The following is a 24,819-nucleotide window of genomic DNA, read 5'->3' as shown; positions in this document are numbered from 1 at the left end:
TTATCTGGCTTATTATCTAAATAAAAAAATCGTGTCAATTCATACGTTGTGTGAATAACTAAAAACCAATTATGTCTGATTCTGCTGTTTTTTTAATGAAATGATTTGACGAATCAAGGATTAAACAGGTATCTTATTTCACATAAAAAAATAAGATTTATTTTTAAGATTTTAGTCGATGTTTCGTTACGTATTTAAGCGAAATTGACGAGGCATTGTAAAAGAAAAAGGATTAACTGAAGCAATAGCAGCTTCAGCTCAGAAATTACAAGTGAGAAATCAATGATCGCAATTATTAATGTCAATGTATTTGACGGACAGAACACGCTAAACGATCAAGCAATCTTCGTTCAAGATGACGTTATTCAACGCATCGTTCCTATGTCAGAAGTGAATCAAGCAGAATTACCAGAAACAGTTGTTGATGCTAAAGGTATGTTAGCTTCTGCAGGTTTTATTGATCTTCAGCTAAATGGTTGTGGCGGTGTACTGCTAAACACAGCTATCAGCACTGAAACGCTGCAAATCATGAATGAAACAAACCTTAAGAGCGGTACAACTCAGTTCCTACCTACTTTCATCACGAGTGACGGCGAGTCTCTTGTTGAAGTGATCGAAATGGTTGAAGCAACTGAGAAACCAGAACAACTTGGTGTACTAGGTCTTCACCTTGAAGGTCCATTCATCAGTGTTGAAAAGAAAGGTGCTCACCGTGAAGAGTTTATCCGCCAACTAGACGAGAAAACGGCTCACTACCTAGCAGACAATGCAGACAAGATCTGTGTACTAACTGTTGCACCAGAAAACACGCCACAATCTGTTATCGATATCGTTCGTGAAGCAGGTATCACGGTTTCTCTTGGTCATACTAATGCTACTTACGATCAAGTTAACGAGAAAAATGGCCTAACAATGGCAACTCACCTGTACAACGCAATGACACCACTAGGTTCACGTGAGCCAGGCGTTGTTGGTTACATCTTCGATAAAAAACCACATGCAGGTATCATCGTTGACGGTATCCACGCATCATTCCCATCTGTACGTATTGCACATGAAATCATGGGTGAGAAATTATTCATGGTAACAGATGCTGTTGCGCCAGCAGGTACAGATATGACTGAGTTCGATATGGCGGGTCTAAAAGCATTTGTTACTGATGGTAAGTGTCACTACGCTGACGGTACTATTGCTGGTGCTGCTGTAACGATGATCCAAGGTCTAAACAACCTGATCGACCACGTTGGTTTATCTCGTGAAGAAGCACTACGTATGGCTACACTATACCCTGCAAAAGCTGTAAACATTGATAACGAGTACGGTATGCTAAAAGCAGGTTACAAAGCGAACATCACACTGCTTTCAGATGACAACCAAGTTAAGCACGTATTCCAAATGGGTAAGCACGTTTTCTAATTTAAACGTTTCTTATTTCAGCAGAATAAAAAAAGAGGGCTATATGCCCTCTTTTTTGATTAGTTTATTTAATCTTCATTAACGGTACTAAGCACCACATCACTCTTAAGTAATCCGTACAATAATATGTATTAATTTTATACGGTTTGCGATGTTAGTGAAGGTTTGGCTTCTGGCTGTTCTGCACTCGCCTTCTGGCTAGCTAATACAATTGCACGCTTTTCTGCCATTGCCATTTGAAATTCTCTTAACTTGAAGTAACCGTAAGAAACAACAATCAAGAAGAATAAATAAGAAAGCGAGAAGATAAATGGAGAATTAATAACGTCCGCTTTTAACCCCCACATAACACCAGTCACTGTTACAGCCAGTTTTGCCACCATTCCTAATAACAGAAGTAATACTGCCAATTGTGGATAACGAGTTGATCTAAACGCTAACCAATAAGCGACTCCTACCGATACTGCTGCAATACCAAAGCCAGCAATAAAAGAATGAAAATGCTCACCAGAAAGAACGCCACCAATTGATGATAGTAAAAAAATCAACGCTAATTTCATAAATGCCTCTCTGAATTCCGGGCTAAAAGTGCTCAATATTGCTGTTTGGTATATTTTCTCACTTTGATAGCAATATGTATATATGCATTGAAAGATTTCACTTTTGCAAAAATGGCATTAATTCGTGCCATTATAAAGAGTTAACTATCAACTGATTGATTTTAAATAACCAAAGCAATAATAGTAAAAGAATTGTTAAATAACTAATTTAATTAACAATATACATAAAAGGAATTATTTTAGAGAATTATAAAGAGAAGCAGGCATAAAACAGCTTAAACGATCATAGAACAATCAATATCAAGTGAGTTTATTAGCTGAATATATCAAAATTTCAATAATCGAATATTGATAACAAACTTTTATTTCCATCGATAACAATCGTTGATTAGTTGTAGTTTCAGCATCAGTTAATCCCTATCCCCTAACAGCTAGCATATACTGCCAAATGTTTTCTTTTTTGATTCAATGATTATTTATGTCATCTATCAAAAATGACACCATGAAGTTAAGATCTAGCTCACTTTTTACAGATTAAAATCATAACCTTAGTCGTATTTAACTTAATAAATTAATGAATTTGTCGATACTATGAGTTATTCAATGACGTCAGCATCGCTAACTAAGGACAGTTAAACATGGCTACGATTTTAGACAGTGTGAATCAACGGACCCAACTTGTAGGTGAAAATAGGTTGGAGTTATTGATCTTTAAACTCAACAGTCACCAACTATTTGCCATCAACGTATTCAAAGTTAGAGAAGTCGTCAAAGTACCTACTTTAAATTGTCTTCCGGGCTCTCACTCACATGTAAAAGGTGTTGCTTCAATTCGTGGAACGTCAATCCCAGTAATCGATTTACGCGCCTCTATTGGTATGAGAGCAACAGATGTTAATGAACTGAGCAACCTGATCGTCACTGAATACAATGGTAGCGTACAAGCTTTTTTAGTTGGTCAAGTAATGAACATCGTGAACATGACATGGAAAGATATTCAACCACCTCCCGATCAAGTAGGTAAAAACAACTTCCTGACTGCTATCTGTCAAATCAAACGTGAAGATGAAAACCAGTTGGTAGGCATTATTGATGTAGAAAAAGTGTTGGCGAACATCATTGACTATAATATTAAGATCTCAGATGAGTTACTAAATAATGAAGTTAGCCAACAATTACAAGGTCACAAAATACTGATTGTTGATGACTCACCGACTGCTCGTAATCAAATTAAATCGACTTTAATGCAATTGGGTATCAAAGTGGTTGAAGCAAAAAACGGGCAACAAGCTTATGATCTACTCGACCAATGGTGTCATGAAGGAAAAACAATCACAGATGAAATACTTATGATGTTCACTGACGCTGAAATGCCTGAAATGGATGGTTATCGTCTGACACATAAGATCCGTCACGACCCACGTATGGCTGACTTATATATAACGTTAAATACATCGTTAAGTGGCAGTTTTAATGAAGCAATGACAATAAAGGTCGGTTGTAATAGATTCATTTCTAAATTCCAACCTGATCTTATCGTTGAAGTGGTACAGGATCGATTACTTGAAAAGATAGCGAGTTAATTAATGCTCGATAAACTCTCTCAAATGCCAATAAGGCAATTCATTTTGCTTTATTGACCTTTGATAGAGTTGAATTTGCTACTCAATGAGCAACCATAATTAAAAACACACTAAGCGCAATAATAATAGCACTCACTATTAATAACACTTCAAATACGTGCTCTGACATATAATTCCTAAATATTACAATGTAATATACACAATCCGTTGTTTGAGTTGAAAATGGAAAACATCCCATTTTCTATCTTTAGTATAATTTCATAATCTAAATATAACCTGAACATACCTAAGGTCTTTATTTATATACTTGCCTGTTTTGTAAGACTTTCTTTTAATTTGCGATCACAGACAAAGTTTTTACCGCATACAGTAACAGTATTAAAAAAATACTTATCTGATGATCTCATTTCTAATCCATAAAAATTGAAGTTGTTAATGAATAAAGTGATCATGGCACTTCAATGTCACATAATGGATTGTTGTGAAGAAGAATATTTATGGGTAATTTAACAAAAGTATCGCTAGCATTTATTCCTTTAATCACTTCATTTCATACCCAAGCCGAAGTTAACACTCCTCGAATTATCAAATTATCGCCAGAGAAACTCACTCAACATAATATTGATCTACCATTAAACCAATTTAAGTCCTTAGAAATATTAGCAACCAAGAACGTGAGTAGCAGCCAAGTCCCCCGCCCTTATCAGCAAGATGACACATCAGTTAATGGCTCTTTATTTGGCGTCGATCTTAATAACAACGGTATACGAGACGATTATGAGCGAATGCTACTAAAAAGTTATCAACGTTCAGAATACGTCGCGATGGGTATTTTAGCCGCTGAACGCTGGGACAAATTACTGCGTCTTTTACAGTCACAAGACACAGTAAAAACACAGTATCAGGCATTAGAACTTTTTAATGATAATATCGCTATTAATCAGTGCTATTACTCTTTACAACAAATTGACAAAACACTTGTCTCACCCGTATTGAGCTACTTCAACAATGAACAATTGCTAGAAGCAAAGTACCAAGCGGAATTGTTACTGCTTGATATTATTGGTAACAAACAAACAAGTTTTACTTTCCATCAAGAACCTTGCGAGCGATTTGCTGAATTTGCTAGGAAGTCGAAAACAACCAAATTTGCAGCCTTATAACACACTCTGCTCATATAATGATTTTGCTTACAAATAAGCCAAGTTATCAAGTCAGTGATTTGTGGTAGTATCTCTGCTCTTACTTGTATAATACGCCAAATATTATTGGCTATCATAGAGATACATAATCTAATGAATAAACTTTTCACCTTTCTAAAAGGCATGGCTATGGGTGCAGCTGATGTTGTACCTGGTGTTTCTGGTGGCACCATTGCTTTCATCACTGGCATCTACGACACCCTGCTTGAGAGTATTCGTCGTGTTAACCCTTCTCTAATTGGTATTATTCGTAAAGATGGTATTAAAGGTGCTTATGAGCATATTAACGGTACCTTTTTGATCTGCCTATTCGGCGGTATCCTTACCAGTATCTTTACCTTAGCAAAATTCATTACTTGGATGCTTGAAACCCATCCAATTCCACTATGGTCTTTCTTCTTTGGTCTAATCATCATTTCTGTTATCCATATGTTCAAACAAGTGGATAAATGGACGATTAACCGCTTCATTGCCATTGTTTTTGGTGCCGTGTTTGCTTATGGCATTACAGTGCTTCATCCAGTTGCGATGGAACCAACACCAATTAACGTATTAATTGCAGGCGCTATTGCCATTTGTGCCATGATCCTACCAGGTATTTCAGGTAGCTTTATTTTGTTACTACTTGGTATGTACGCACCGATCCTTGCAGCAGCAAAATCATTTGATGTTGTTACACTTGGTACATTCGCAATCGGCTGTTTGGTTGGCTTATTGAGTTTCTCTCATTTCTTATCTTGGCTACTTCGTAGCTACCGAGATCTTGCTTTAACTTTTCTAACCGGTTTAATGATCGGCACATTAAGCAAAATCTGGCCATGGAAAGAAGTCGTCAGCTGGCGTGTTAACTCACACGGTGAGCAAGTACCACTGCTTGAGCACAACTTATCACCATTTAGCTTTGAACAAGTAACAGGACACCCTGCTTTAATCACTTATGCAGTCATTGCCATGATCTTAGGTATTGCTGTGGTATGGGGATTAGAGAAGTTTGCAGCGGCAGAGCAAAAGTAATATCAAATAAACAATATCTAAAGGCAGCCAATGAGCTGCCTTTCTTTTATCTTTAAACCCGACCTCACAAAAGTATAAAACTTGCCTACACTTATCTTTAAGCTAAACACATAATCGAATTTTACTGTTGTGCTTGTTTAAGGATAAACAAATGAAATACCAATGGATGATTCTGTCACTCGCATTAATTGCTGGACTAACTACCAGCTATATCCTTGATAGTCGAGATCCAAACCTTTCTAGTGAGCCTGATTACCCAATCAATATATTAGAGTCTGGCGATACTGCTGTTGACCTGTATAACCCTACAGATAGCAGAGTTCGTCTAGTGTATTTTGGCTACACACAATGCCCTGATGTTTGCCCGACTTCGCTTGCAGTCATGTCTGCCGCATTAAAGCAGCTACCATCAGAACAATTAGCGCAGATCTGGCCTGTTTTTATTACCTTAGATCCTGAGCGTGATGACGCCACGACAAGCGCTAATTATGCAAAACATTTCCATCCTATGATTTCAGGTATGACAGGTACCAATAAACAAACAGAAGCTTTAGTAGAAAAATATGGCGTACTAAAAATACGAACAGAGCTAAAAGATTCAGCTCTTGAATATGCAATTGATCACAATTCCTATTTTTATTTCTTATCACCAGAAGGTGAACTCATTGAGAAAATTCCACATCTTCTCAACCCTGCACCATTGGTTAATGCAATACCTGATATTATCAAACAAGTACCTAGCTCATAATTTGATCAAACGATAACAACAAAATGCACAATGATTCATAATCCAAAAAGATGGATGTCAATTTTAGTGATTAGCGGTTTTAACGTGTGTGTGAAACATCTCACAAAAATCGTTTGCATTTTCGTTCATTTATTCGCCTGTTATGTTTCATTTTTTTTTAATCGTATTTTTTTACATAACGCTGACTTATTATTTTTGTAACAGTCATAAATATGCCTCCAGCCCTTATTACAAGCGGTGTTGCGCATAGTTAGTCACAAATACAGTATGAAAATTTAATGTTAGATTTGTATATTTTTTATCCGAAAAATCATATTGAACGCGATTTTTTTGAACTTAGCCAAAAAAATTAATGAGCAATTTTAAGAAGTTATGCCATAATGAATTTGCCAACTCAAACTTTCACACTCAGTTGTAGTGGCAAAATCAATATGGAGATTTATAAAAAATGAAACGTACTGTATCTATCTTAGCTGGTGTTCTACTATCTGCATCTCTAGTAGGTTGTTCAAGCACTGACGCAGACCAAATGCAACAACTAACTAACAAAGTTGACACTCTAGCAGAGCAAGTAAGTGCACTACAAGGTCAACAAGACCAAATCGTTAGCGCAGTAAACGATTCTCGTGCAGCATCAGACGCAGCTTACCAAGAAGCAATGCGTGCTAACAAGCGTATCGACAACATTGCTGGTTCTTACACTAAGTAATTTGTCTTAGGCTAGATACTTAGAGAGATGGCTTTTATGCCATCTCTTTTTTTGTCTTGAATAAATAGCCTTTCAAACCATTCACCATACCTATTTCGCATTAATGGTTGCCATGTAATATCATGTTACTACAAACATTAATATGCCTTATTGCTTCTAACTCAATATAAAATACGGCACAAATTTAGCTTAAGATGTAATAAATTAGTCTTTTATTGCGCAGCTAAAAAACGAGCTTTATGACTTCCCTGCAGTTACTGCTTACTCATTTTTTCCGAATAACAACGCAACGATTATCAGCTTAAACGCCCATATAACAGCATTTCAATTTTGCCTAACATAATCGTATGCAATGCTCTCTACGCACTTATTAGAACATTAAGCTAGGCTGGTACGTACAAAATAAAAAGTACTTTAGAAAGCGTTTCACGTTATTGAAAGCAAAAAAAACGAGAGCATCAGCTCTCGTTTTAGATATCAATGAAAAAATCAGTTTAATACTACTGGAATACCAGATTGTTCATCTAATGCTTTATTTAGGACTTGGTAAGCATCATTGTCATAGTTTAGATCTTCAATTAGCTGCTTCGGTGCAGTTACCACTTTCTTCTCACCGATTTGAGACTCATCTTTTGACAATGGTGAATGCACTTCTACGATGATCTTACCATTTGGCTCTACTGAATATTTTACTGGCTGGTTGATAATACGTACTTGTGTCCCTAATGCGACATGAGGGAACAACCACTCCACATCCCATGGGTTCATACGAATACAGCCACCACTTACACGCATACCGATACCAAAATCTTTATTCGTACCGTGTATCAAATATTCACCATGACCATAAGCCAAACGCATTTTGTAATCACCAAGTGGATTATCAGGCCCTGCTGGAACAACAGCAGGAAGAATATCACCACGTGCAGCATGTTCTTTACGGATAGATGCTGGCGGTGTCCACGTTGGATTTTTCACCTTTTCATTAATTGTCGTTGTCATACTTGGCGTTTCACGCCCAACTCGACCGATACCAATAGGGAAAATATAAACTTTTGATGCATCGTCTTTGGGGAAGTAATACAAACGCAGCTCGGCGAGGTTTACAACAATGCCTTTATGAGCCACGTCAGGTAACACAACTTTGGTAGGGATCTCTAATAAACGTCCAGGAGCAGGAAGAAACGGATCAATGCCTTTGTTTGCAGACATCATACCAAGGAAACCAACATTATACTTGTTGGCGATATCAGCAAGGCTGTCTCCCTTTTGTACTTCGTAGTAATTAGGTGTACCAACGATATTACTACCATCGGTTGGTAACTGATATTCAATTGCATTTGCTGCAGATGAAACCAAGCAAGTGAGTGAAAGAAGTAATGCGCGGTACAAAACGACGTCTCCGTTAATAATTTTCTGAGTGTTGCAACAAATCAATTATTGCTGTTATAGCGAGTAAAACACTTAACTACTAACTATAAACAAATCTCTACAATCCATAGTACTTTATAAAGACCAATTCTACTAGCATAGCAATATGCAGAACATTAGCCTAATTCTGTATAGTCAATCATTTACATAGCTTAACTATACAGCTAAGTGTGATTATATCTTTATAACTACGTAACTTCGAGATATGAAATTCAGTATATTGAAGTCACTTAAGGGTATTACTATACCGTTAATATGAAAAAAGAGCTGTTAGGTTACGGTTAAACCTCAACAGCTCTTCATTTTATTTCACTTTTTCTTGAATAACTTACAGCGCATATTGCTGAATAAGCCCTTTCCACTCGCGTCGTTGTAATTCTAAACGCTCTTTCATCGACTTATATTGCTGCACAAACTCAAAATTATCATAACTGCTTGCAAGTTTCTGTTTTTCTAGCTCAAGTAAACGTTTCTTTGCTTGGTAGTAATCTGAAATTTTGGCTATCAATGCGTTATATTCATCTTCTAAATGCGACATCCTAGCCATGCTGTTTGGCATTGAGCTTAGGTGCTGCTGAATACGAGTAAACTGCATTTTCGCTTTGGTTTTCTCAATACGATCGGCCGGCGTCACTTTTAAGTTCTTTGTCCAACCTATCCATGAGCATGATTTGATCAACCATTTCGTTGGATCAAACTGCCACCAGCAAATACCATTTCGATAATCATTCTCGAAAATATGATGGTAATTATGGTAACCCTCACCAAAGGTTAATAACGCCAGAAATCCATTATCACGGGCGGTATTTCTATCAGTGTATGGCTGAGAGCCCCAAATATGTGCCAGCGAATTAATGAAAAATGTCGTGTGATGACTTAATACCAAACGTAAAACACCGACAAGCAATAATGCGCCCCATACATCACCATGGATCAAACCAAAAGCTAATGGGATCCCTAGGTTAGTTGCAATCGCTAACGGTAAATAATACTTATGCTGCCACATCACGATGCTATCTTTTTGCAGGTCTCGGCAATTATCATAATCATGATAACGGCTTGCTTGATATGCACGAAGCATCCACCCGATATGGCTGTAAAAGAACCCTTTTTTCGCTGAATACGGATCTTTATCGTTGTTATCAACGTGACGATGATGGATTCGATGATCTGACGACCAATGCAAAATGCTATTTTGCAACGCAAACGCACCACCAATTGCAAAAATAAAACGCAAAACTGCATTCGCTTGATACGTCTTATGTGACCATAAACGATGGTAGCCTGCTGTTATTGACATGCCACAAAAGCTAAATGCCAAAAACAACATCGTAATTTGTAACCAATCAAAACCATAGTGATAGGCATAAAGCGGCACACCCACTAAAGCAACCAAGAAGGTCACACTAAATACGGCTACGTTTAACCAAATGACAGGAGGTTTTGGCTGTTGAGTTATCATCCTTATTCTTACTCTATACTCAGCGTACACATGTAAGCCAGAATATAGGTAAATTTCAGACTATCAAGTGACAAGCTGTTATTTACACTAAGGCTATTTTACTAATGTGATACCTGCCACATCGTAGCGGGCAGTATTTCGCTGATAATAATGACTATTTGTCTGATAGAAGCTCGCTGGCATCGCATCTTTCAAACCTTGTTTATCCAATATTGAATGTTCAATTCGAGTCAATACGACATATTTCAGCTTTTCATCAAGCAGTTGACGTAGCCCTTCAATAGTTAAATCATCATCCCTTACCATGGTTTTCATCATTCCAACTAACACTGAAAATGGCACCAGCATATCTCTTACTAGCAATTTACGATCCACTACACCTTGAGATTGTGTTGTCCTAATGCCGGTATCAAAAATCGCTTCCCAATCAGGCTTATCATTTTTCGTTACGGCTCCATGCGTAAAACAATAATATGCCTCGATAAATGTTTTTAAATGATGATAACGCTCGGCATACACTTCCAAATATATGTGCTGTAATTCCAAATCAGCATTAAATTGGCTCACACTTGCCATAGTTTCCTCAACACTCAATAAACAATTTATTTTATACATTAAACGGCAAACAGATTTGCTAGTTCAACTACTACAACAGCACAAAAGATTATTAGCTCAATTAAATAGCATTATTTGCAAAAATTTTAACTTTTCTGTGAAAGATAATCGGTACTCGGTAGGTCTATTTACTTGTACCGATTATCAGAATTAGAAAAGGAACGCTATGTTAATTAAGAACACAAACAAGTGGGATTTGCGTGAAAGCGATGTCACGCCAGAACCTATTTACCGCCAACGACGTGATATTCTAAAGAAGTTAGGTATTGCTGCGGCTACCCTTCCGTTAGCGTCAAATGCTACAGCGGGTATTTTTGATGTGTTCAGTTCAGATGATCAAACAAATACTATCGATAATCGTCGCTCGTTAACCACGATAAAATCATCATTATCCGATCCAACACTCTCACTCACACCTGAGAAAAAAATTCTTCAGTACAATAATTTCTATGAGTTCGGTACCGATAAAACCGATCCAGCAGAGCGCGCTAAAAACTTTATTACCAACCCATGGCAAGTAAAAATCGATGGATTAGTTAATAAACCGCTAACGTTAGATTATGACGATCTATTCTCATCATTTCCGTTAGAAGAGCGTATTTATCGCTTACGTTGTGTAGAAGCATGGTCAATGAATATTCCGTGGATTGGCTTTAGCCTTGCAGACATCATCAAGCGTGCCGACCCTACCAGTAAAGCCAAATATGTTGCTTTTCAAACCTTATACGATCCTAAACAAATGCCAGGACAAGCTTCACGTTCGCTAGGTGGTGGTATTGATTATCCTTATGTCGAAGGTTTACGTTTAGATGAAGCGCTTCATCCTCTAACCCTACTTTCCGTTGGCTTATATGGTAAAACCTTACCACCTCAAAACGGAGCACCACTACGTTTAGTTGTACCTTGGAAGTACGGATTTAAAAGTATTAAGTCGATTGTTCGTATTACTTTAACTGACAAACAACCACCAACTACATGGAATATCCTCGCACCGAACGAGTATGGTTTTTATGCCAATGTAAATCCTAACGTCGATCACCCTCGTTGGAGTCAAGCCAGCGAACGTTTTATCGGTGAAGGCAGCTTATTTAGTAGCCGTCGTCAGCCAACGGCTATGTTCAATGGTTATAGCGATGCTGTTGCTAATTTATACCAAGGCATGGATTTGAAAAGGAACTACTAATGACAAACACAAGCACTTATAACCGCAGGTTTAAATTAAAGCCAGTGCACATTACTTGGCTAAAAGTGGTAATTCACGCTATAAGTTTATTGTTTGTCGCTATACTGATAATACAAACATTCAATGGTGGTTTTGGTGCAGATCCTGTCAAAGGCATAGAACATTACACTGGGAAGGCCGCACTAAATACACTATTTCTCACTCTTCTTATTAGCCCAATTGCGCGTTGGGGAAAACAAGCAACACTCGTTAAAGTGCGTAGAGTACTCGGCTTATACAGCTTCTTTTGGGCGCTACTCCATTTAAGTATTTATGTATCACTGGATTTAGGATTCGATTGGGCATTAATTGGTGAAGAAATTATCCAACGCCCGTATTTAGCTATTGGCGCTATTAGTTGGATCATATTGTTGCTTCTCACGCTGACATCAACGCAAAAGATACAAAGAAAGTTAGGGGCTCGCTGGCAACAATTACATAACTGGGTTTATGTTGCACTGTTTCTAAGCCCTATACATTATCTTTGGTCTGTGAAATCTGGTATTACTGAACCTGTTATTTATCTTATTATTGCTTGCGCCCTACTGTACTGGCGAAAAGACAAACTGAAACGCTGGCTATTTAAATTGGGGAGTAATAGAAATCAAAAAAACTCGATAGCTAGTTAAAAGACAACCGAATTAAACCGATTTAAGTGAATGCTTTTCACTGTCTAGTAACCTGTACCTAAATCCCAATTGGTACAGGTCTTTTTTTTGAATTCTCTGTCAAAAATTATCAAATCTTCATGTATTACATGACATTACAAAATTATATGCTACGATGAATATCTCGCATTTTGAGTATTTATTGTGTTTAGTTATCCCATGCAGGTCATTCATTTTGTTCAGTGATATTTTAGCAACCAGTGTTGAGCAACTCGCTCATGACTGTATGTTGCTATGTGAGCAACACTACCCGACCATTCATAGCCGTGGGATGCAGGAAAACCACCTCGCAAAAACACTGTGTCGTCGTATTATCACTAACGCTGCGCAAAAAAATATCCCCTTAACAGCCAAACGTATTGAAGATAGCCATTTGATCTCACAGGCGATTTATCGTCTTCAACACGGTAACACCTGTATTTGGGTGATTGCACATCATTTTGTTAGCGCCAATAAAGCAAGACGTGAAGCCTTACTCAACACCATCGCCCTATTGCAGCAAAACTTCGCTCCAGATGAGCAACATTATCTTATGATCGTGGCTGATCATTGGTTTGATCGCAGTAAAGCGAGTAAAGAAATCCCCGCTTGGTGGATAGGTGAGTTGCCAGCTAATCATCAAGACTACGCCACTGTTGGAATTAAACTTCAAGCTTGTGATGATTCATTAGCAAATAGCGTAACGCAACGCTTCAACTACTCAGGTGGAAGTATGGCATTACAGCATCCCTTTCAAAGAACAGATGATCACTCGCCTGTTTTACGTTATCTCTTCCTAACAGCAATTTATAAGATTGACTAAGTTGTAATAACCATCGAAAATGCGCCAACTTTTTGGACTGATCGACTGAATAACGTTTATTTCCTACATTATTCATCGGTTGCTAGTGCGATATTTCACTATCGCTTTACACGGAAGTCTTTATGTCTGGCTCATTAGCGCAACCTTTATCCCTACGCGACGATTCTATATTTCGCTTATTCTGGCGTTACACCCTTCCTACCATTGCAGCCATGTTGGTTACAGGCGTTTACGTTGCCGTTGATGGTATGTTCGTTGGTCACTTTATTGGTGAAGACGGCCTTGCTGCCATTATCCTCGGTTACCCAATTGGCTCTATTCTTTATGCGCTAGGTGCATTAATTGGTATGGGTGCTTCTGCATTGGTATCAATTAAACTCGGTGAAAATAAAACAGAAGAAGCGCGAAACATTGTCGGCAATGCCTTCAGTCTTTGTTTAATAGCTTCTGTGATCTTTTGTGGCTTGGGCATTAGCTTCGGTAAAGACATTCTGCAATGGGTCGGTGCTGAAGGTAAAATTCTCACCATGGCAACAGATTACCTATTCTGGTATTTCAGCATGGGCTTCTTTGCCATTCTTTCAATGGCATTTTCATCACTATTACGTAACGACGGACAGCCCAATCGTGTCACCTATATTATGATCTTTGGTGGTGTCCTGAATATCTTCCTTGATTGGCTACTGATTGTTGTGATCCCTTGGGGCTTAACGGGAGCAGCCATTGCGACTATGCTTTCACAAGCAGCAACCAGTGCACTGTGTTTACAGCACTTCTTTAGTGATAAATCGTCACTGCGTATTCACTGGGATAGCCTAAAGCTAAAACTTGATACCTGCCTACAGATCTTAAAACTCGGTACATCAAGCTTATTAATGTATATGTACCTTTCTGTGGTACTGATCCTGCACAACAAAGCTTTTTTGATGGTTGGTAAGCCAATTCATGTCGCAGCTTACGGCATAGTGAGTTATACAGAAGCGTTTTTCTATTTGATCTTCGAAGGCATTGCATTAGGCACTCAGCCAATCACTAGCTTTAATACCGGTGCAGGATTAAAAGATCGCGTCATCAAAGCCCGTAATCTTGCCTTTGCCGTCACTCTTGCGGTTGCAGCCATTGGTATTGCTGTACTTTATAGCTTCCCAGATTATGTGGTGTATTTGTTTGCTGGTGATAATGCATTACTACAACCTGTCGCAACGAATGGCATGTTCCTTTACTTCTGGGGGTTACCATTTGAAGGCATGTTACTTGTAGGCGCGACTTACTTCCAATCGATCAACATGCCAAAAGAAGCCTCAATCTTAACTGGCGGCAAGCTGTTACTGATCTCGATTTTTATCTTTGTTTTAGCTCATCTATTTGGTGTAAACGGTGTTTGGGTAGCATTACCTATCTGTAGTTTGCTGCTGACCAGTTGGATGATTTACAAGTTAAGATCGCATCGAAATAGTTAGTATATTTCTAAAACAACAAAGCCTGCGATAATCGCAGGCTTTGTTTTATCTATTAACTGAATACTATCAATTAATTCGCTTCTGCAAGTTGCGCTTCAGCTTCTTTCATTTCAGTTGTTGGCTGACCTTCAGCACCGTGCATCCAATCAATTAGCTTACCTGAGAACAAGATAAGAATTAGGCCAGAAACCGTTGCTGCTGCAGCAATACCACCGAAGATAGCTAGTGCACCTGCATCACCAATGTGAGAACCGATAATACCTGCTAGGTAGTTTGCTAATGCATTAAACGAGAACCACACACCCATTAGTAATGAACATAAACGTAGCGGTGCAAGTTTGGTCACCATAGATAAACCGATTGGTGATAGACATAACTCACCTAATGTATGGAAGAAATATGCACCTACAAGCCATAGCATTGATGTTTTCACTGTTAAGTCACCGCCTTGCTCCATTGCAGCACCTACCATAAATAGGAAACCAATAGCTAGGAAGAACAATGCTAAAGCAAACTTAATTGGTGAGCTTGGCTCTTTAGGACCCATTTTCACCCATAGTGATGCGATAACCGGTGCTAGTGTAATAATGAAGAACGGGTTAAGTGATTGGAACCACTCAGTTGGTACTGTAAAGCTACCAATAACACGGTCAGTGTATTGCTGAGTGTAAATGTTCATCAGACCACCGGCTTGCTCAAAACCAGCCCAGAACACAACAACAAATAGACCCATGATCATGATTACTTTCAGGCGATCACGTTCAACTTTGGTTAATGGCTCTTTCTTACCCGATTTATTCTTCGCAGCATCACGCTTTGCCGCTGGCTCAATACCAATGTTACCAAGGAAGCGATGAGCAAATAGCATTTGCAGTGTTAAACCAATACAGATACCAATACCTGCTGTCGCAAAACCTGCTTTATAGCCCCAAATTGAAACTGCTGTACCTGCGATAATACCCGCAAGTAGCGAACCCAAGTTGATACCCATATAGAAAATAGTGAATGCACCATCACGACGGTTATCACCCTCTTCATATAAGTCACCAACCATGGTTGAGATATTAGCTTTAAACAGACCGTTACCAATAATCATTAAAGTCAGGCCAGCATAGAAAACATGCAGTGCAGAATCACCAACAACGGAGTTAGGCAATGCCAAAACAAACTGAGCGGCAGCCATTGCTACACCACCAATCATCACACATCGGCGCTGGCCTAAAAAGTTATCGGCAATCCACCCACCAATCAATGGCGTTAAGTAAACAAGGCCAGTGTAGGTTGCGTATAAACCCAAGGCATCTTTCGTTGTCCAGCCAAAACCACCATTCATGGTTTTCTCTGTAAGGTAAAGAACGAGGATGGCGCGCATGCCGTAAAAACAGAAGCGTTCCCACAATTCAGTACCAAAAAGTAAGAACAGCCCTTTCGGGTGCCCTAATAAAGCGCCTTGGTCTTTGCTCATAACTATTCCTTTTAATCTCAATTTTATTCAATAAATGAATACCAGGAACGTTATAAAGCATAGTGAGTTATCATTCAATAAAGGATAATATCGCTACATTGTATAATTTATATAACCACATGTTATAAAAGCAATTAATTAAAAAAGCCCAAAAACCATGAAACATTGTGTTACATTTATCTTTCAGACTATAAGACTAAACAAATGCTTAAAAAGTAAAATATAAGACCGCAAAATAAACATAATGCAGTTAATAAATCCAAATTTGAGATTATTTTTTAACCTTAACAACAAAATGCATCATGCGTAGCAAAAAGTCACTATCAAAAAGTTAAATACGAATTATTCCACTATGATACCAATAGATATGCTGACATTACTCTGACAATCAATACGCTATGCTAAAAAACATTATTCATATTTATGAATAAAATCAGGGATCAGTTCAAATAGATCTCCCACTAATCCATAGTCCGCATAACTAAAAATTGTAGCTTCAGGATCTTTATTGATAGCCACAATGACTTTGGCATCTTTGATCCCTGCAATGTGTTGAATCGCACCTGAAATCCCCGCCGCAATATACAGATCGGGGGAAATTATCTTACCCGTCTGCCCTATTTGGTGATCATTTGAAATATAGTCAGCATCTACAGCGGCTCGTGATGCCCCCACCGCACCACCTAACACATCGGCTAGTTGTTCGATCAATACAAAGCCTTCCTTACTTGCAACACCTCTACCACCAGCGACCACGACATTTGCATTGGCTAACTCTGGACGTTCACTTTTAGATGCCTGTAACTCAACAAAACGTGTCGATGTACTCTCAAAAGCCTTATCAAGATGAACAATTTCAGCACTACTATCACTACTATTACAGGCATCAAAACTTGCGGCACGAATGGTTGAGACGATATAAGAATCACTTGAACTCACTTCCGCAATCGCATTGCCTGCATAAATAGGACGAACCACAGAATGTAGAGATGTAAATCCCATCACATCTGACAATTGTTCAACATTCAGTTTTGCTGCAATACGAGGCAGCAGATCTTTACCTTGAGTACTTGAGCTTATAAATAGATGCGTATATTGAGAGGCGATGTCGGCAACCAACTTTGCAATATTTTCAGCAAGCAAATATTGATAACACGCATCATCAGCAACCAATACTTGCTCTACACCCTCTAAATACGCAGCTTGCTCTGCCACATTCGAACAATCGCAGCCAGCCACCAGCACAGAAATAGTGACGTTGTCACTGTATTGTTTTAATGAATGGGCCGCAGTTATTGTTTTACGTGTGGCAATAGATAGATTCACCTGATCATGTTCAGCAATGATCAATACTTTAGTACTGTCCATTAGATCACCTTCGCTTCCTGAGTAAGTTTATCAATCAACTCATCAATGCTTTCCACCATCACACCTGCACTGCGCTGCTGGGGCTTACTGTATTTAATAATGGTTTGAGAAACTGGTTTAGCTAATGACGCTAAATTGGGATATAGCGAGATATTGTCATCAATGAAAGTAGCTAAAGAAGAGCAAGTAAGCGATTTAGATTTCGCCTTCATGATATTAGGCAAAGACGCAAAACGGGGGGTGTTTAGTCGAAGATCGCAGCTAACCACGCAAGGTAAATCGACCGATAAGATTTCAAGCCCAGCATCGACTTCTCTTGTAACTAATAACGCAGGATTATCACGATTTGGATCAGGCTTTATTTCTGAAGCAAATGTGGCTTGAGGCCAATCTAATAAGCCAGCCAACATTTGTGGCGTTTGATTATTATCACCATCAATAGATTGTTTTCCCATCAACACCAAATCACAGTCTTGTTGTTGTGCCAATACAGCTAACACATTCGCGATTTTTAATGGTGTAAATAGGCTAACACTAGAACTTGCAGCATTATCTGATAGAAAATCAGCAGTATTAATATGAATGGCACGATCGCCACCTAATGCCAATGCGGTTCTTAATGATTCATTACAACTGTCATCGCCAACACTTACCACAATGATTTCTTGTGCTAATCCTTGCTCTTTCATTTGTACCGCTTGTTCAAGAGCAATAGCGCAAAACGGATTAATGGTCATTTTCGTATTGTGATCATCAATACCACTGTGATCGTCTTTGACACGAATAGCCACATACGGGTCTATTACTCGCTTAATCGCAACAAGAATTTTCAAACTAGACTCTGCCATATCGCACACCTCTTATAAGAAGTCGTTGATTTAACGGCTAATACTGGAATGTGTTACTTTCTTTGAGCCTAGTTGAATTTACGTTTACGTCAACTGGACTATAGTTAAATGAAACAGTAAAGGAGCACGCAATGGCAGAAGAAAACAGTACGCTAGAAAGTATTTCTTTTGATGTTTTGATTGTCGGAGCAGGCCCTGCGGGGTTATCAAGTGCAATTCAATTAGCGCAACTTGCCAAAGAGCATCAACGCCCACTCTCCATTGCTGTTATAGAAAAAAGTGCCGACATTGGCGGTCATATCTTATCGGGGGCACTGTTTGATCCCCACGCATTAAACGAGCTTATTCCCGACTGGCAACAAACCGATTGCCCCGTTACCACTAAAGCAAAACAAGACGATTTCTACTGGCTTACTGATGATCACGCATCAATCACTATTCCTGCCCTTTTTCGTCCGAAAAACACCGACAATAAAAACAGTTACGTGATCAGTTTAAGTGAATTATGCCGTTGGCTAGGAAAACAAGCAGAGCAACTTGGTGTGGAAATTTACCCCGGTTTCAGTGCAGAGAAAGTGTTGTTTGAACATCAAAGAAGTGACATTGTCACTGAAGATAATGCAGATCTACCAATCTATATGAGTAGTGTTAAAGGGATCATTACCAAAGCCATGGGAATAGATAAGCAAGGCGAACCTAAATCGACCTATCAACCCAGTATGATAATTAATGCTCGCTATACCATTTTTGCCGAAGGTAGCCGAGGTCATTTGGGTAAATCACTGATCAAACAACTGAAATTAGATAAACATAGCCAGCCGCAACACTATGCACTAGGCATTAAAGAAGTGTGGCACGTGCCTAAACATCATAAAGCTGGGCATGTCATTCACAGTCTAGGTTGGCCTTTGAGTGAATCACAGACCACTGGCGGCGCTTTTATGTATCACATGGATGATGAACATATCGCTGTTGGCTTGATCACCGACTTAAACTATCGCAATCCCTATTTAAGCCCATTTGATGAGTTTCAACGTTTAAAGCATCACCCAGTTTTTGCCACCGCACTTAAAAACGGCAAACGGATTGAATACGGTGCAAGAGCGATTACCAAAGGTGGTTTAGCCTCCCTACCTAAACAATCATTCCAAGGCGGTGTACTTATTGGTTGTGATGCTGGCACATTAAATATGAACAAATTAAAAGGTTGCCACACCGCCATGAAATCCGGCATGTTAGCAGCAAGAGCGATATACAGTGAATTGATGAAAGATCACAGCCATACCGAACCTTGCTATCAAGCCTTATTTGAAAGTAGTTGGCTATATGAAGAATTACATCAAGCCAGAAACACCTGCGCTAACATTCAGAAATTCGGACAACTTACAGGAGCTTTTGCAACGTTAATCGAGCAGAGCCTCTTTAACGGTAACGCCAAATGGCAACTTACTCACAGCAAAGCCGATCACCAATGTTTACTACCTATTTCCGAAGCCACGCCCATTCACTACCCCAAACCTGATAACCAATTAAGTTTTGATAAAACATCGTCGCTGTATCTTACCTCGATTAATCACCCAGACGATCAACCCTGCCACCTTTTATTACACGATGCTTTAATTCCAATACAGCAACACCTCACCAAGTTTGATGAACCCAGTCAACGCTACTGCCCAGCAGGTGTTTATGAAGTAATAGAAGAAAACAACCAAGTACGATTTCAAATCAATGCAGGGAACTGTCTACAGTGCAAAGCCTGCGATATAAAAGATCCATCACAGAACATTTCATGGATACCACCCGAGAGCGGATCAGGGCCTAATTATAGAAAAATGTAATAAGCCCAAACTTTTTTTGAATGTAAAATCCCTCAAACAACAAAATGCTTCTAATGTCGCACAGACAAGTAAAAACAATTAAAGTACTGTTTTTAAATGATAAAGTAATTATCCTTTCAGCTTAACCATAACCAATATGCACAAAATGCATTTAAAAAATGAAAAGCATTCATTTTACTCATACACTTATAAATCATAGTATTTGCCTCAAGCCAAGAAGCAGCAAAGACAGCGAAATAACGCCTGTTAATAATCAAAAAAAGCTTCAAAAGCAGTGAATTAAAATCAGCCGATCGTGCTCAACACACATCAGATTTTAAGTTTATGGTGAGTCCATCTCATCATGACGCATTCGCATATATCACCTATTGAGGTAAACATTATGACAATCCCTACTACTGAAATGCTAGAAGCATGGAAAGGTTTTAGTGCTGGTAACTGGCAGCAAGAAGTTAATACGCGTGACTTTATCCAAACTAACTACACGCCATATGAAGGGGATGAGTCTTTCCTAGCTGATGTAACGGAAACAACAACATCACTATGGAATACCGTTCTAGAAGGTATTAAAGAAGAAAGCCGCACTCACGCACCGGTTGATTTCGATACTGATTTACCATCAACAATCACATCTCACGATGCTGGCTACATCAACAAAGATCTAGAAAAAATTGTAGGTCTACAAACTGACCAACCACTTAAGCGTGCAATCATCGCTAACGGTGGTATTCGCATGGTTAAGAACTCATGTGAAGTATATGGTCGTCAACTAGACGAAAACGTAGAGAAAATCTTTACTGACTACCGTAAAACACACAACAAAGCGTGTTTCGACCTATACACCAAAGAAATCCTAGCATGTCGTAAATCAGGCATCATCACAGGTCTACCAGATGCTTACGGTCGTGGTCGTATTATTGGTGACTACCGTCGTCTTGCACTATACGGTATTGATTTCCTTAAAGCTGATAAGCAAGAACAATACAAATCAACTCAAGCATTCCTAGAGCAAGGTCAAGATCTAGAAAAAACACTTCGCCTACGTGAAGAGCTAGCAGATCAAGTACAAGCACTAGAAGACATCCGTCAAATGGGCTTGAAATACGGCATCGACATGTCAGCACCTGCTCGCACAGCACAAGAAGCGATCCAGTTCACTTACTTCGGCTACCTAGCAGCAGTTAAATCTCAAAACGGCGCAGCAATGTCACTAGGTCGTACATCAACATTCCTTGATGTATTCATCGAGCGTGATATTCAAAATGGCTTGATCAACGAGCAAGAAGCGCAAGAGATGATCGACCACTTCATCATGAAGCTACGTATGGTGCGTTTCCTACGTACACCTGAGTACGATTCACTGTTCTCTGGCGACCCAATCTGGGCAACAGAAGCAATGGCGGGTATGGGTGTTGACGGTCGTACACTAGTAACGAAAACAACATTCCGTTACCTACATACGCTACACACAATGGGTCCAGCGCCAGAGCCAAACATGACGATTCTTTGGTCTGAGCAACTACCGATTGCATTCAAGCAATACGCAGCGAAAGTATCGATTGAAACATCATCTGTTCAATACGAAAACGACGACCTAATGCGTCCTGATTTCAACAACGATGACTACGCAATCGCATGTTGTGTAAGCCCACAGGTTGTTGGTAAGCATATGCAGTTCTTTGGCGCTCGCGCTAACCTTGCAAAAGCATTACTTTACACAATCAACGGCGGTGTTGACGAAAAATCAAAAGCACAAGTTGGTCCACAACTAGCGAAAATTGATGACGAAGTATTAGACTTTGATTCACTAATGCCACGCTTCGATTCAATGCTAGATTGGTTAGCAACACAATACGTGACAGCACTGAACATCATCCACTACTCTCACGACCGTTACAGCTACGAAGCATCACTAATGGCATTAATGGATCGCGATGTACGCCGTACAATGGCATGTGGTATTGCAGGTCTATCTGTAGTTGCTGACTCACTAGCAGCAATTAAGTTTGCCAAAGTAACACCAGTACGTGACGAAGATGGCGTAGCAATCGACTTTAACATCGAAGGCGACTACCCTAAATTCGGTAACAACGACCCACGTGTAGATGACATTGCTTGCGACCTTGTTGAGCGCTTCATGAAGAAGATTCAGAAGATGAGCATGTACCGTGAAGCAATTCCAACACAATCAATCTTAACCATCACATCAAACGTTGTGTACGGTAAGAAGACAGGTAACACACCTTGTGGTCGTCGTGCTGGTATGCCATTTGGCCCAGGTGCAAACCCAATGCACGGTCGTGATGAAAACGGTGCAGTAGCATCACTAACATCAGTATCTAAACTACCATTTGCTTACGCGAAAGACGGTATCTCATACACCTTCTCTATCGTGCCAAATGCATTAGGTAAAGATGAAAACACACAGAAACAAAACCTTGCAGCCCTAATGGATGGTTACTTCCACCACGAAGCAGCAGGCGCATCAGATGGCATCGAAGGTGGTCAACACCTAAACGTGAACGTATTAAACCGTGACATGTTACTTGATGCTGTTGAGCACCCAGAGAAATACCCACAGCTAACAATTCGTGTTTCTGGTTACGCAGTGCGTTTTAACTCACTAACTCGTGAACAGCAACAAGATGTAATTAGCCGTACCTTTACTAATAAGATTTAATAATTTGCTACTACGTTGGTAATACCTGACTGCCTACCCAAAGGTATTACCAATTTGCCGCCATAGTTCCCTACCTAGCTATGGCGGCTTTTTTGTTTTTCGTTATTAATAACAATATTAATTAGGCAGCATGATAATATTTGTATAGGGTGGCATGTCCAACAATTTAGTACTAAGCACTACTAGATATACCTCTTTATTGTATGTATCTAGCGGTAACTCCCTTTAGATTTATCAATGGAGACATCCCCATAACCAGTTGCCATAAGCATAAACCGCAGCTCTTCGCTAGTTACATTGCACTTGGGTCCTAAAACAATTTGTTTAATAGCCGTATTTTCTTGAGGTCCTAACATCAAATTACAGTAGGAAATCAAACCGTATTTGGAAGTACGGAATTTAAGATCAAGTGTCTGTTTACTTTTAAGGTCTTCCTCTAAGTAAAGTTCAGACCTTTTTGAGTGCTCAATAATTGCGCGAACTTCACTCTCTGAATGATAAAAATCAGCTTTGTAAGAACACGCTAATCTTGATATCCCTAAGGACAATCCTAAACTATCAACTCTATCGTTGGTAAAGTCACCAGCGGATGAAAAAAGATCATTAGCCTTAGCCACTAGTTCTTGCTTGGTGTAAATAACATTGAATAAATGAACATAACTTGTCGGTTTTTCGTCTTCTATATAAAAACGAGGTAATGTCATTGAATTATGCGAACGAAGAATACTTTCATCAACCCCAATAACTACACCACAACCATCATCTCCGTAAGCTCTCCATTGGCTCAAATCATCTGACATATTAGAAAAAGAGCATCCCAAAAGTAATTGTTGATTGTTCGAACCAACAATTTGGTTATGATTGAACCAATCAATCGAATCAGGAAATGTTTCAGAAAATAAGTCTCTTAGTATTTCAAGCCCTGCTGTAAATTCTTGCGGATCATTCATTTTTGAAAGGTCGGATGCCCAAAGAGATTGGCTTTCCAAAATTTTTAACAATGTATCTACACTAGTATAGTGATAAATCATGTTGCTATATTATCCTCATTACACATAACGCTCTGTTAATACTAAATTTTCACGTTTAAATCATTAAACTGACTTTCCTCAATACGTGACGTTTTAATCTGAAATTCGTTAAAGCCAAGGCTATACAAAACTGTTGATGTTGCTGAATTAGAGCTCAGCTCATCCCTTTTTTAAAGCGATCTTTTTCTTGCCTTAACAGATTAATTTCAAATACCAAACGACATGATAATTTAATTGTATTTTTACAGATTGAATACAATAGATTCGTTGCTCGAATACCGAGTAAATAAAGGACTGCGAATTTTTCATAATTAAATCAAGTGAGCTTGAAATTCGTTTAATAGCAATTCTTTGAGAAGACGTGAGCATGGTAGATGATTTATGATACATATCTGACAGCACCTCTAGGTTAATTTCTCTTGGCATCGGAACTGGTAACTTTCCACTATTCGAATTGAGTTCTAAGATTTACCAAAAACTAAAAATGTTGCTCAATATGTTCGTTCAGCTCATTTTGGATATCTTCAAGTTCTACCATTAAACTTTCTCGGCTTTGCCTACGAAGAAAATCAGATTTCTTTTTTCAATAAATTGCACGAGAATAACCGAAAATATTGCGCTTAACAGAAATAAACCAACTTTAATCAAATCGTCCTCAGATACCTCTTTGTTGTACTGACAGAATGTTAATAAGCAT

Annotated in this window: 20 protein-coding genes; 12 read left to right on the top strand and 8 right to left on the bottom strand. The window is 38.9% G+C overall.

The features are described from left to right. The first annotated feature begins 282 nt into the window (after positions 1-282). Positions 283-1,416 carry an N-acetylglucosamine-6-phosphate deacetylase gene (nagA, locus tag Q7657_RS04225; RefSeq protein WP_053989011.1) on the top strand — a complete coding sequence of 378 codons (1,134 nt, stop codon included), beginning with the start codon at positions 283-285 and terminating at the stop codon, positions 1,414-1,416. 137 nt (positions 1,417-1,553) lie between these two features. On the opposite strand, the gene Q7657_RS04220 is transcribed toward nagA, so the two are convergent. Next, the gene (locus tag Q7657_RS04220; RefSeq protein ID WP_107165731.1) at positions 1,554-1,976 is read right to left on the bottom strand and encodes an NADH:ubiquinone oxidoreductase; all 423 of its coding nucleotides are present in this window, start codon (positions 1,974-1,976) and stop codon (positions 1,554-1,556) included. A gap of 638 nt (positions 1,977-2,614) precedes the next feature. Here Q7657_RS04220 and Q7657_RS04215 point away from each other — a divergent pair. The 5 genes from Q7657_RS04215 (at position 2,615) to Q7657_RS04195 (ending at position 7,232) form a co-directional block, all read left to right on the top strand. Then, on the top strand, positions 2,615-3,559 hold the full coding sequence (locus Q7657_RS04215) for a chemotaxis protein CheV (protein WP_107165730.1): 945 nt from the start codon (positions 2,615-2,617) through the stop codon (positions 3,557-3,559). Positions 3,560-4,056: 497 nt separating this feature from the next. Further along, positions 4,057-4,722, top strand: a complete 666-nt coding sequence (locus tag Q7657_RS04210; protein WP_107165729.1) for a hypothetical protein — start codon at positions 4,057-4,059, stop codon at positions 4,720-4,722. A 132-nt stretch (positions 4,723-4,854) separates the two neighbouring features. Beyond that, a complete protein-coding gene (locus Q7657_RS04205; protein ID WP_107165728.1) occupies positions 4,855-5,775 on the top strand; it encodes a polyprenyl-phosphate transporter in 921 nt (306 codons plus the stop codon). Between the two features lie 151 nt (positions 5,776-5,926). Continuing rightward, positions 5,927-6,523 carry an SCO family protein gene (locus tag Q7657_RS04200; protein ID WP_107165727.1) on the top strand — a complete coding sequence of 199 codons (597 nt, stop codon included), beginning with the start codon at positions 5,927-5,929 and terminating at the stop codon, positions 6,521-6,523. A gap of 448 nt (positions 6,524-6,971) precedes the next feature. Then, on the top strand, positions 6,972-7,232 hold the full coding sequence (locus Q7657_RS04195) for an Lpp/OprI family alanine-zipper lipoprotein (RefSeq protein WP_008989251.1): 261 nt from the start codon (positions 6,972-6,974) through the stop codon (positions 7,230-7,232). A gap of 489 nt (positions 7,233-7,721) precedes the next feature. Here Q7657_RS04195 and Q7657_RS04190 read toward each other — a convergent pair whose 3' ends face one another. The 3 genes from Q7657_RS04190 to Q7657_RS04180 all read right to left on the bottom strand — a co-directional run bounded on the left by Q7657_RS04190 (position 7,722) and on the right by Q7657_RS04180 (position 10,701). Further along, positions 7,722-8,624, bottom strand: a complete 903-nt coding sequence (locus tag Q7657_RS04190; RefSeq protein ID WP_053989005.1) for a L,D-transpeptidase family protein — start codon at positions 8,622-8,624, stop codon at positions 7,722-7,724. Positions 8,625-8,991: 367 nt separating this feature from the next. Beyond that, positions 8,992-10,125 carry a fatty acid desaturase gene (locus Q7657_RS04185; RefSeq protein WP_107165726.1) on the bottom strand — a complete coding sequence of 378 codons (1,134 nt, stop codon included), beginning with the start codon at positions 10,123-10,125 and terminating at the stop codon, positions 8,992-8,994. A gap of 93 nt (positions 10,126-10,218) precedes the next feature. Then, the gene (locus Q7657_RS04180; protein WP_258178238.1) at positions 10,219-10,701 is read right to left on the bottom strand and encodes a hypothetical protein; all 483 of its coding nucleotides are present in this window, start codon (positions 10,699-10,701) and stop codon (positions 10,219-10,221) included. A 205-nt stretch (positions 10,702-10,906) separates the two neighbouring features. On the opposite strand from Q7657_RS04180, the gene msrP reads away from it, so the two are divergent. The 4 genes from msrP to Q7657_RS04160 all read left to right on the top strand — a co-directional run bounded on the left by msrP (position 10,907) and on the right by Q7657_RS04160 (position 14,892). Continuing rightward, positions 10,907-11,923: a protein-methionine-sulfoxide reductase catalytic subunit MsrP gene (msrP, locus tag Q7657_RS04175; RefSeq protein ID WP_107165725.1), complete on the top strand. Its 1,017-nt coding sequence runs from the start codon at positions 10,907-10,909 to the stop codon at positions 11,921-11,923. Next, positions 11,923-12,591 carry a protein-methionine-sulfoxide reductase heme-binding subunit MsrQ gene (gene msrQ, locus Q7657_RS04170; RefSeq protein ID WP_107165724.1) on the top strand — a complete coding sequence of 223 codons (669 nt, stop codon included), beginning with the start codon at positions 11,923-11,925 and terminating at the stop codon, positions 12,589-12,591. The genes msrP and msrQ overlap by 1 nt, the downstream gene beginning before the upstream one ends. A 214-nt stretch (positions 12,592-12,805) precedes the next feature. After that, positions 12,806-13,432 (top strand): hypothetical protein, encoded by a 627-nt coding sequence (locus tag Q7657_RS04165; protein ID WP_107165723.1) that lies wholly within the window; start codon positions 12,806-12,808, stop codon positions 13,430-13,432. Positions 13,433-13,554: 122 nt separating this feature from the next. Then, on the top strand, positions 13,555-14,892 hold the full coding sequence (locus Q7657_RS04160; RefSeq protein ID WP_107165722.1) for an MATE family efflux transporter: 1,338 nt from the start codon (positions 13,555-13,557) through the stop codon (positions 14,890-14,892). Between the two features lie 70 nt (positions 14,893-14,962). Here the strand turns inward: Q7657_RS04160 and Q7657_RS04155 are convergent, their stop codons facing one another. The 3 genes from Q7657_RS04155 to Q7657_RS04145 form a co-directional block, all read right to left on the bottom strand. Then, a complete protein-coding gene (locus Q7657_RS04155; RefSeq protein WP_107165721.1) occupies positions 14,963-16,357 on the bottom strand; it encodes a peptide MFS transporter in 1,395 nt (464 codons plus the stop codon). 411 nt (positions 16,358-16,768) lie between these two features. Then, positions 16,769-17,725, bottom strand: coding sequence for an electron transfer flavoprotein subunit alpha/FixB family protein (locus Q7657_RS04150; RefSeq protein WP_107165720.1), 957 nt, complete (start codon positions 17,723-17,725; stop codon positions 16,769-16,771). Next, positions 17,725-18,558 carry an electron transfer flavoprotein subunit beta/FixA family protein gene (locus Q7657_RS04145; protein ID WP_107165919.1) on the bottom strand — a complete coding sequence of 278 codons (834 nt, stop codon included), beginning with the start codon at positions 18,556-18,558 and terminating at the stop codon, positions 17,725-17,727. The genes Q7657_RS04150 and Q7657_RS04145 overlap by 1 nt, the downstream gene beginning before the upstream one ends. Positions 18,559-18,704: 146 nt before the next feature. Between Q7657_RS04145 and Q7657_RS04140 the strand changes: the two genes are divergently transcribed. Then, positions 18,705-20,411 carry an electron transfer flavoprotein-ubiquinone oxidoreductase gene (locus Q7657_RS04140; RefSeq protein WP_107165719.1) on the top strand — a complete coding sequence of 569 codons (1,707 nt, stop codon included), beginning with the start codon at positions 18,705-18,707 and terminating at the stop codon, positions 20,409-20,411. Between the two features lie 382 nt (positions 20,412-20,793). Continuing rightward, positions 20,794-23,091: a formate C-acetyltransferase gene (gene pflB / locus Q7657_RS04135; protein ID WP_107165718.1), complete on the top strand. Its 2,298-nt coding sequence runs from the start codon at positions 20,794-20,796 to the stop codon at positions 23,089-23,091. A 209-nt stretch (positions 23,092-23,300) separates the two neighbouring features. On the opposite strand, the gene Q7657_RS04130 is transcribed toward pflB, so the two are convergent. Then, complete coding sequence (locus Q7657_RS04130) at positions 23,301-24,122, bottom strand: DUF2971 domain-containing protein (protein WP_107165717.1); 822 nt, start codon at positions 24,120-24,122, stop codon at positions 23,301-23,303. Positions 24,123-24,819 lie beyond the last annotated feature (697 nt).

Origin of the sequence: Candidatus Photobacterium acropomis (assembly GCF_030685555.1) — a bacterium.
Classification (GTDB): domain Bacteria; phylum Pseudomonadota; class Gammaproteobacteria; order Enterobacterales; family Vibrionaceae; genus Photobacterium; species Photobacterium lucens.
The sequence above is the reverse complement of the archived record's forward strand: the minus strand, read 5'-3'. Positions and strand labels throughout refer to the sequence as shown.

Coding starts and splice junctions, on each gene's coding strand:
- Q7657_RS04150 (WP_107165720.1), bottom strand. CDS start 17,725: ATGGACAGTACTAAAGTATTGATCATTGCTGAACATGATCAGGTGAAT.
- Q7657_RS04130 (WP_107165717.1), bottom strand. CDS start 24,122: ATGATTTATCACTATACTAGTGTAGATACATTGTTAAAAATTTTGGAA.
- msrP (WP_107165725.1), top strand. CDS start 10,907: ATGTTAATTAAGAACACAAACAAGTGGGATTTGCGTGAAAGCGATGTC.
- Q7657_RS04215 (WP_107165730.1), top strand. CDS start 2,615: ATGGCTACGATTTTAGACAGTGTGAATCAACGGACCCAACTTGTAGGT.
- msrQ (WP_107165724.1), top strand. CDS start 11,923: ATGACAAACACAAGCACTTATAACCGCAGGTTTAAATTAAAGCCAGTG.
- pflB (WP_107165718.1), top strand. CDS start 20,794: ATGACAATCCCTACTACTGAAATGCTAGAAGCATGGAAAGGTTTTAGT.
- Q7657_RS04195 (WP_008989251.1), top strand. CDS start 6,972: ATGAAACGTACTGTATCTATCTTAGCTGGTGTTCTACTATCTGCATCT.
- nagA (WP_053989011.1), top strand. CDS start 283: ATGATCGCAATTATTAATGTCAATGTATTTGACGGACAGAACACGCTA.
- Q7657_RS04185 (WP_107165726.1), bottom strand. CDS start 10,125: ATGATAACTCAACAGCCAAAACCTCCTGTCATTTGGTTAAACGTAGCC.
- Q7657_RS04205 (WP_107165728.1), top strand. CDS start 4,855: ATGAATAAACTTTTCACCTTTCTAAAAGGCATGGCTATGGGTGCAGCT.
- Q7657_RS04140 (WP_107165719.1), top strand. CDS start 18,705: ATGGCAGAAGAAAACAGTACGCTAGAAAGTATTTCTTTTGATGTTTTG.
- Q7657_RS04210 (WP_107165729.1), top strand. CDS start 4,057: ATGGGTAATTTAACAAAAGTATCGCTAGCATTTATTCCTTTAATCACT.
- Q7657_RS04200 (WP_107165727.1), top strand. CDS start 5,927: ATGAAATACCAATGGATGATTCTGTCACTCGCATTAATTGCTGGACTA.
- Q7657_RS04180 (WP_258178238.1), bottom strand. CDS start 10,701: ATGGCAAGTGTGAGCCAATTTAATGCTGATTTGGAATTACAGCACATA.
- Q7657_RS04155 (WP_107165721.1), bottom strand. CDS start 16,357: ATGAGCAAAGACCAAGGCGCTTTATTAGGGCACCCGAAAGGGCTGTTC.
- Q7657_RS04160 (WP_107165722.1), top strand. CDS start 13,555: ATGTCTGGCTCATTAGCGCAACCTTTATCCCTACGCGACGATTCTATA.
- Q7657_RS04220 (WP_107165731.1), bottom strand. CDS start 1,976: ATGAAATTAGCGTTGATTTTTTTACTATCATCAATTGGTGGCGTTCTT.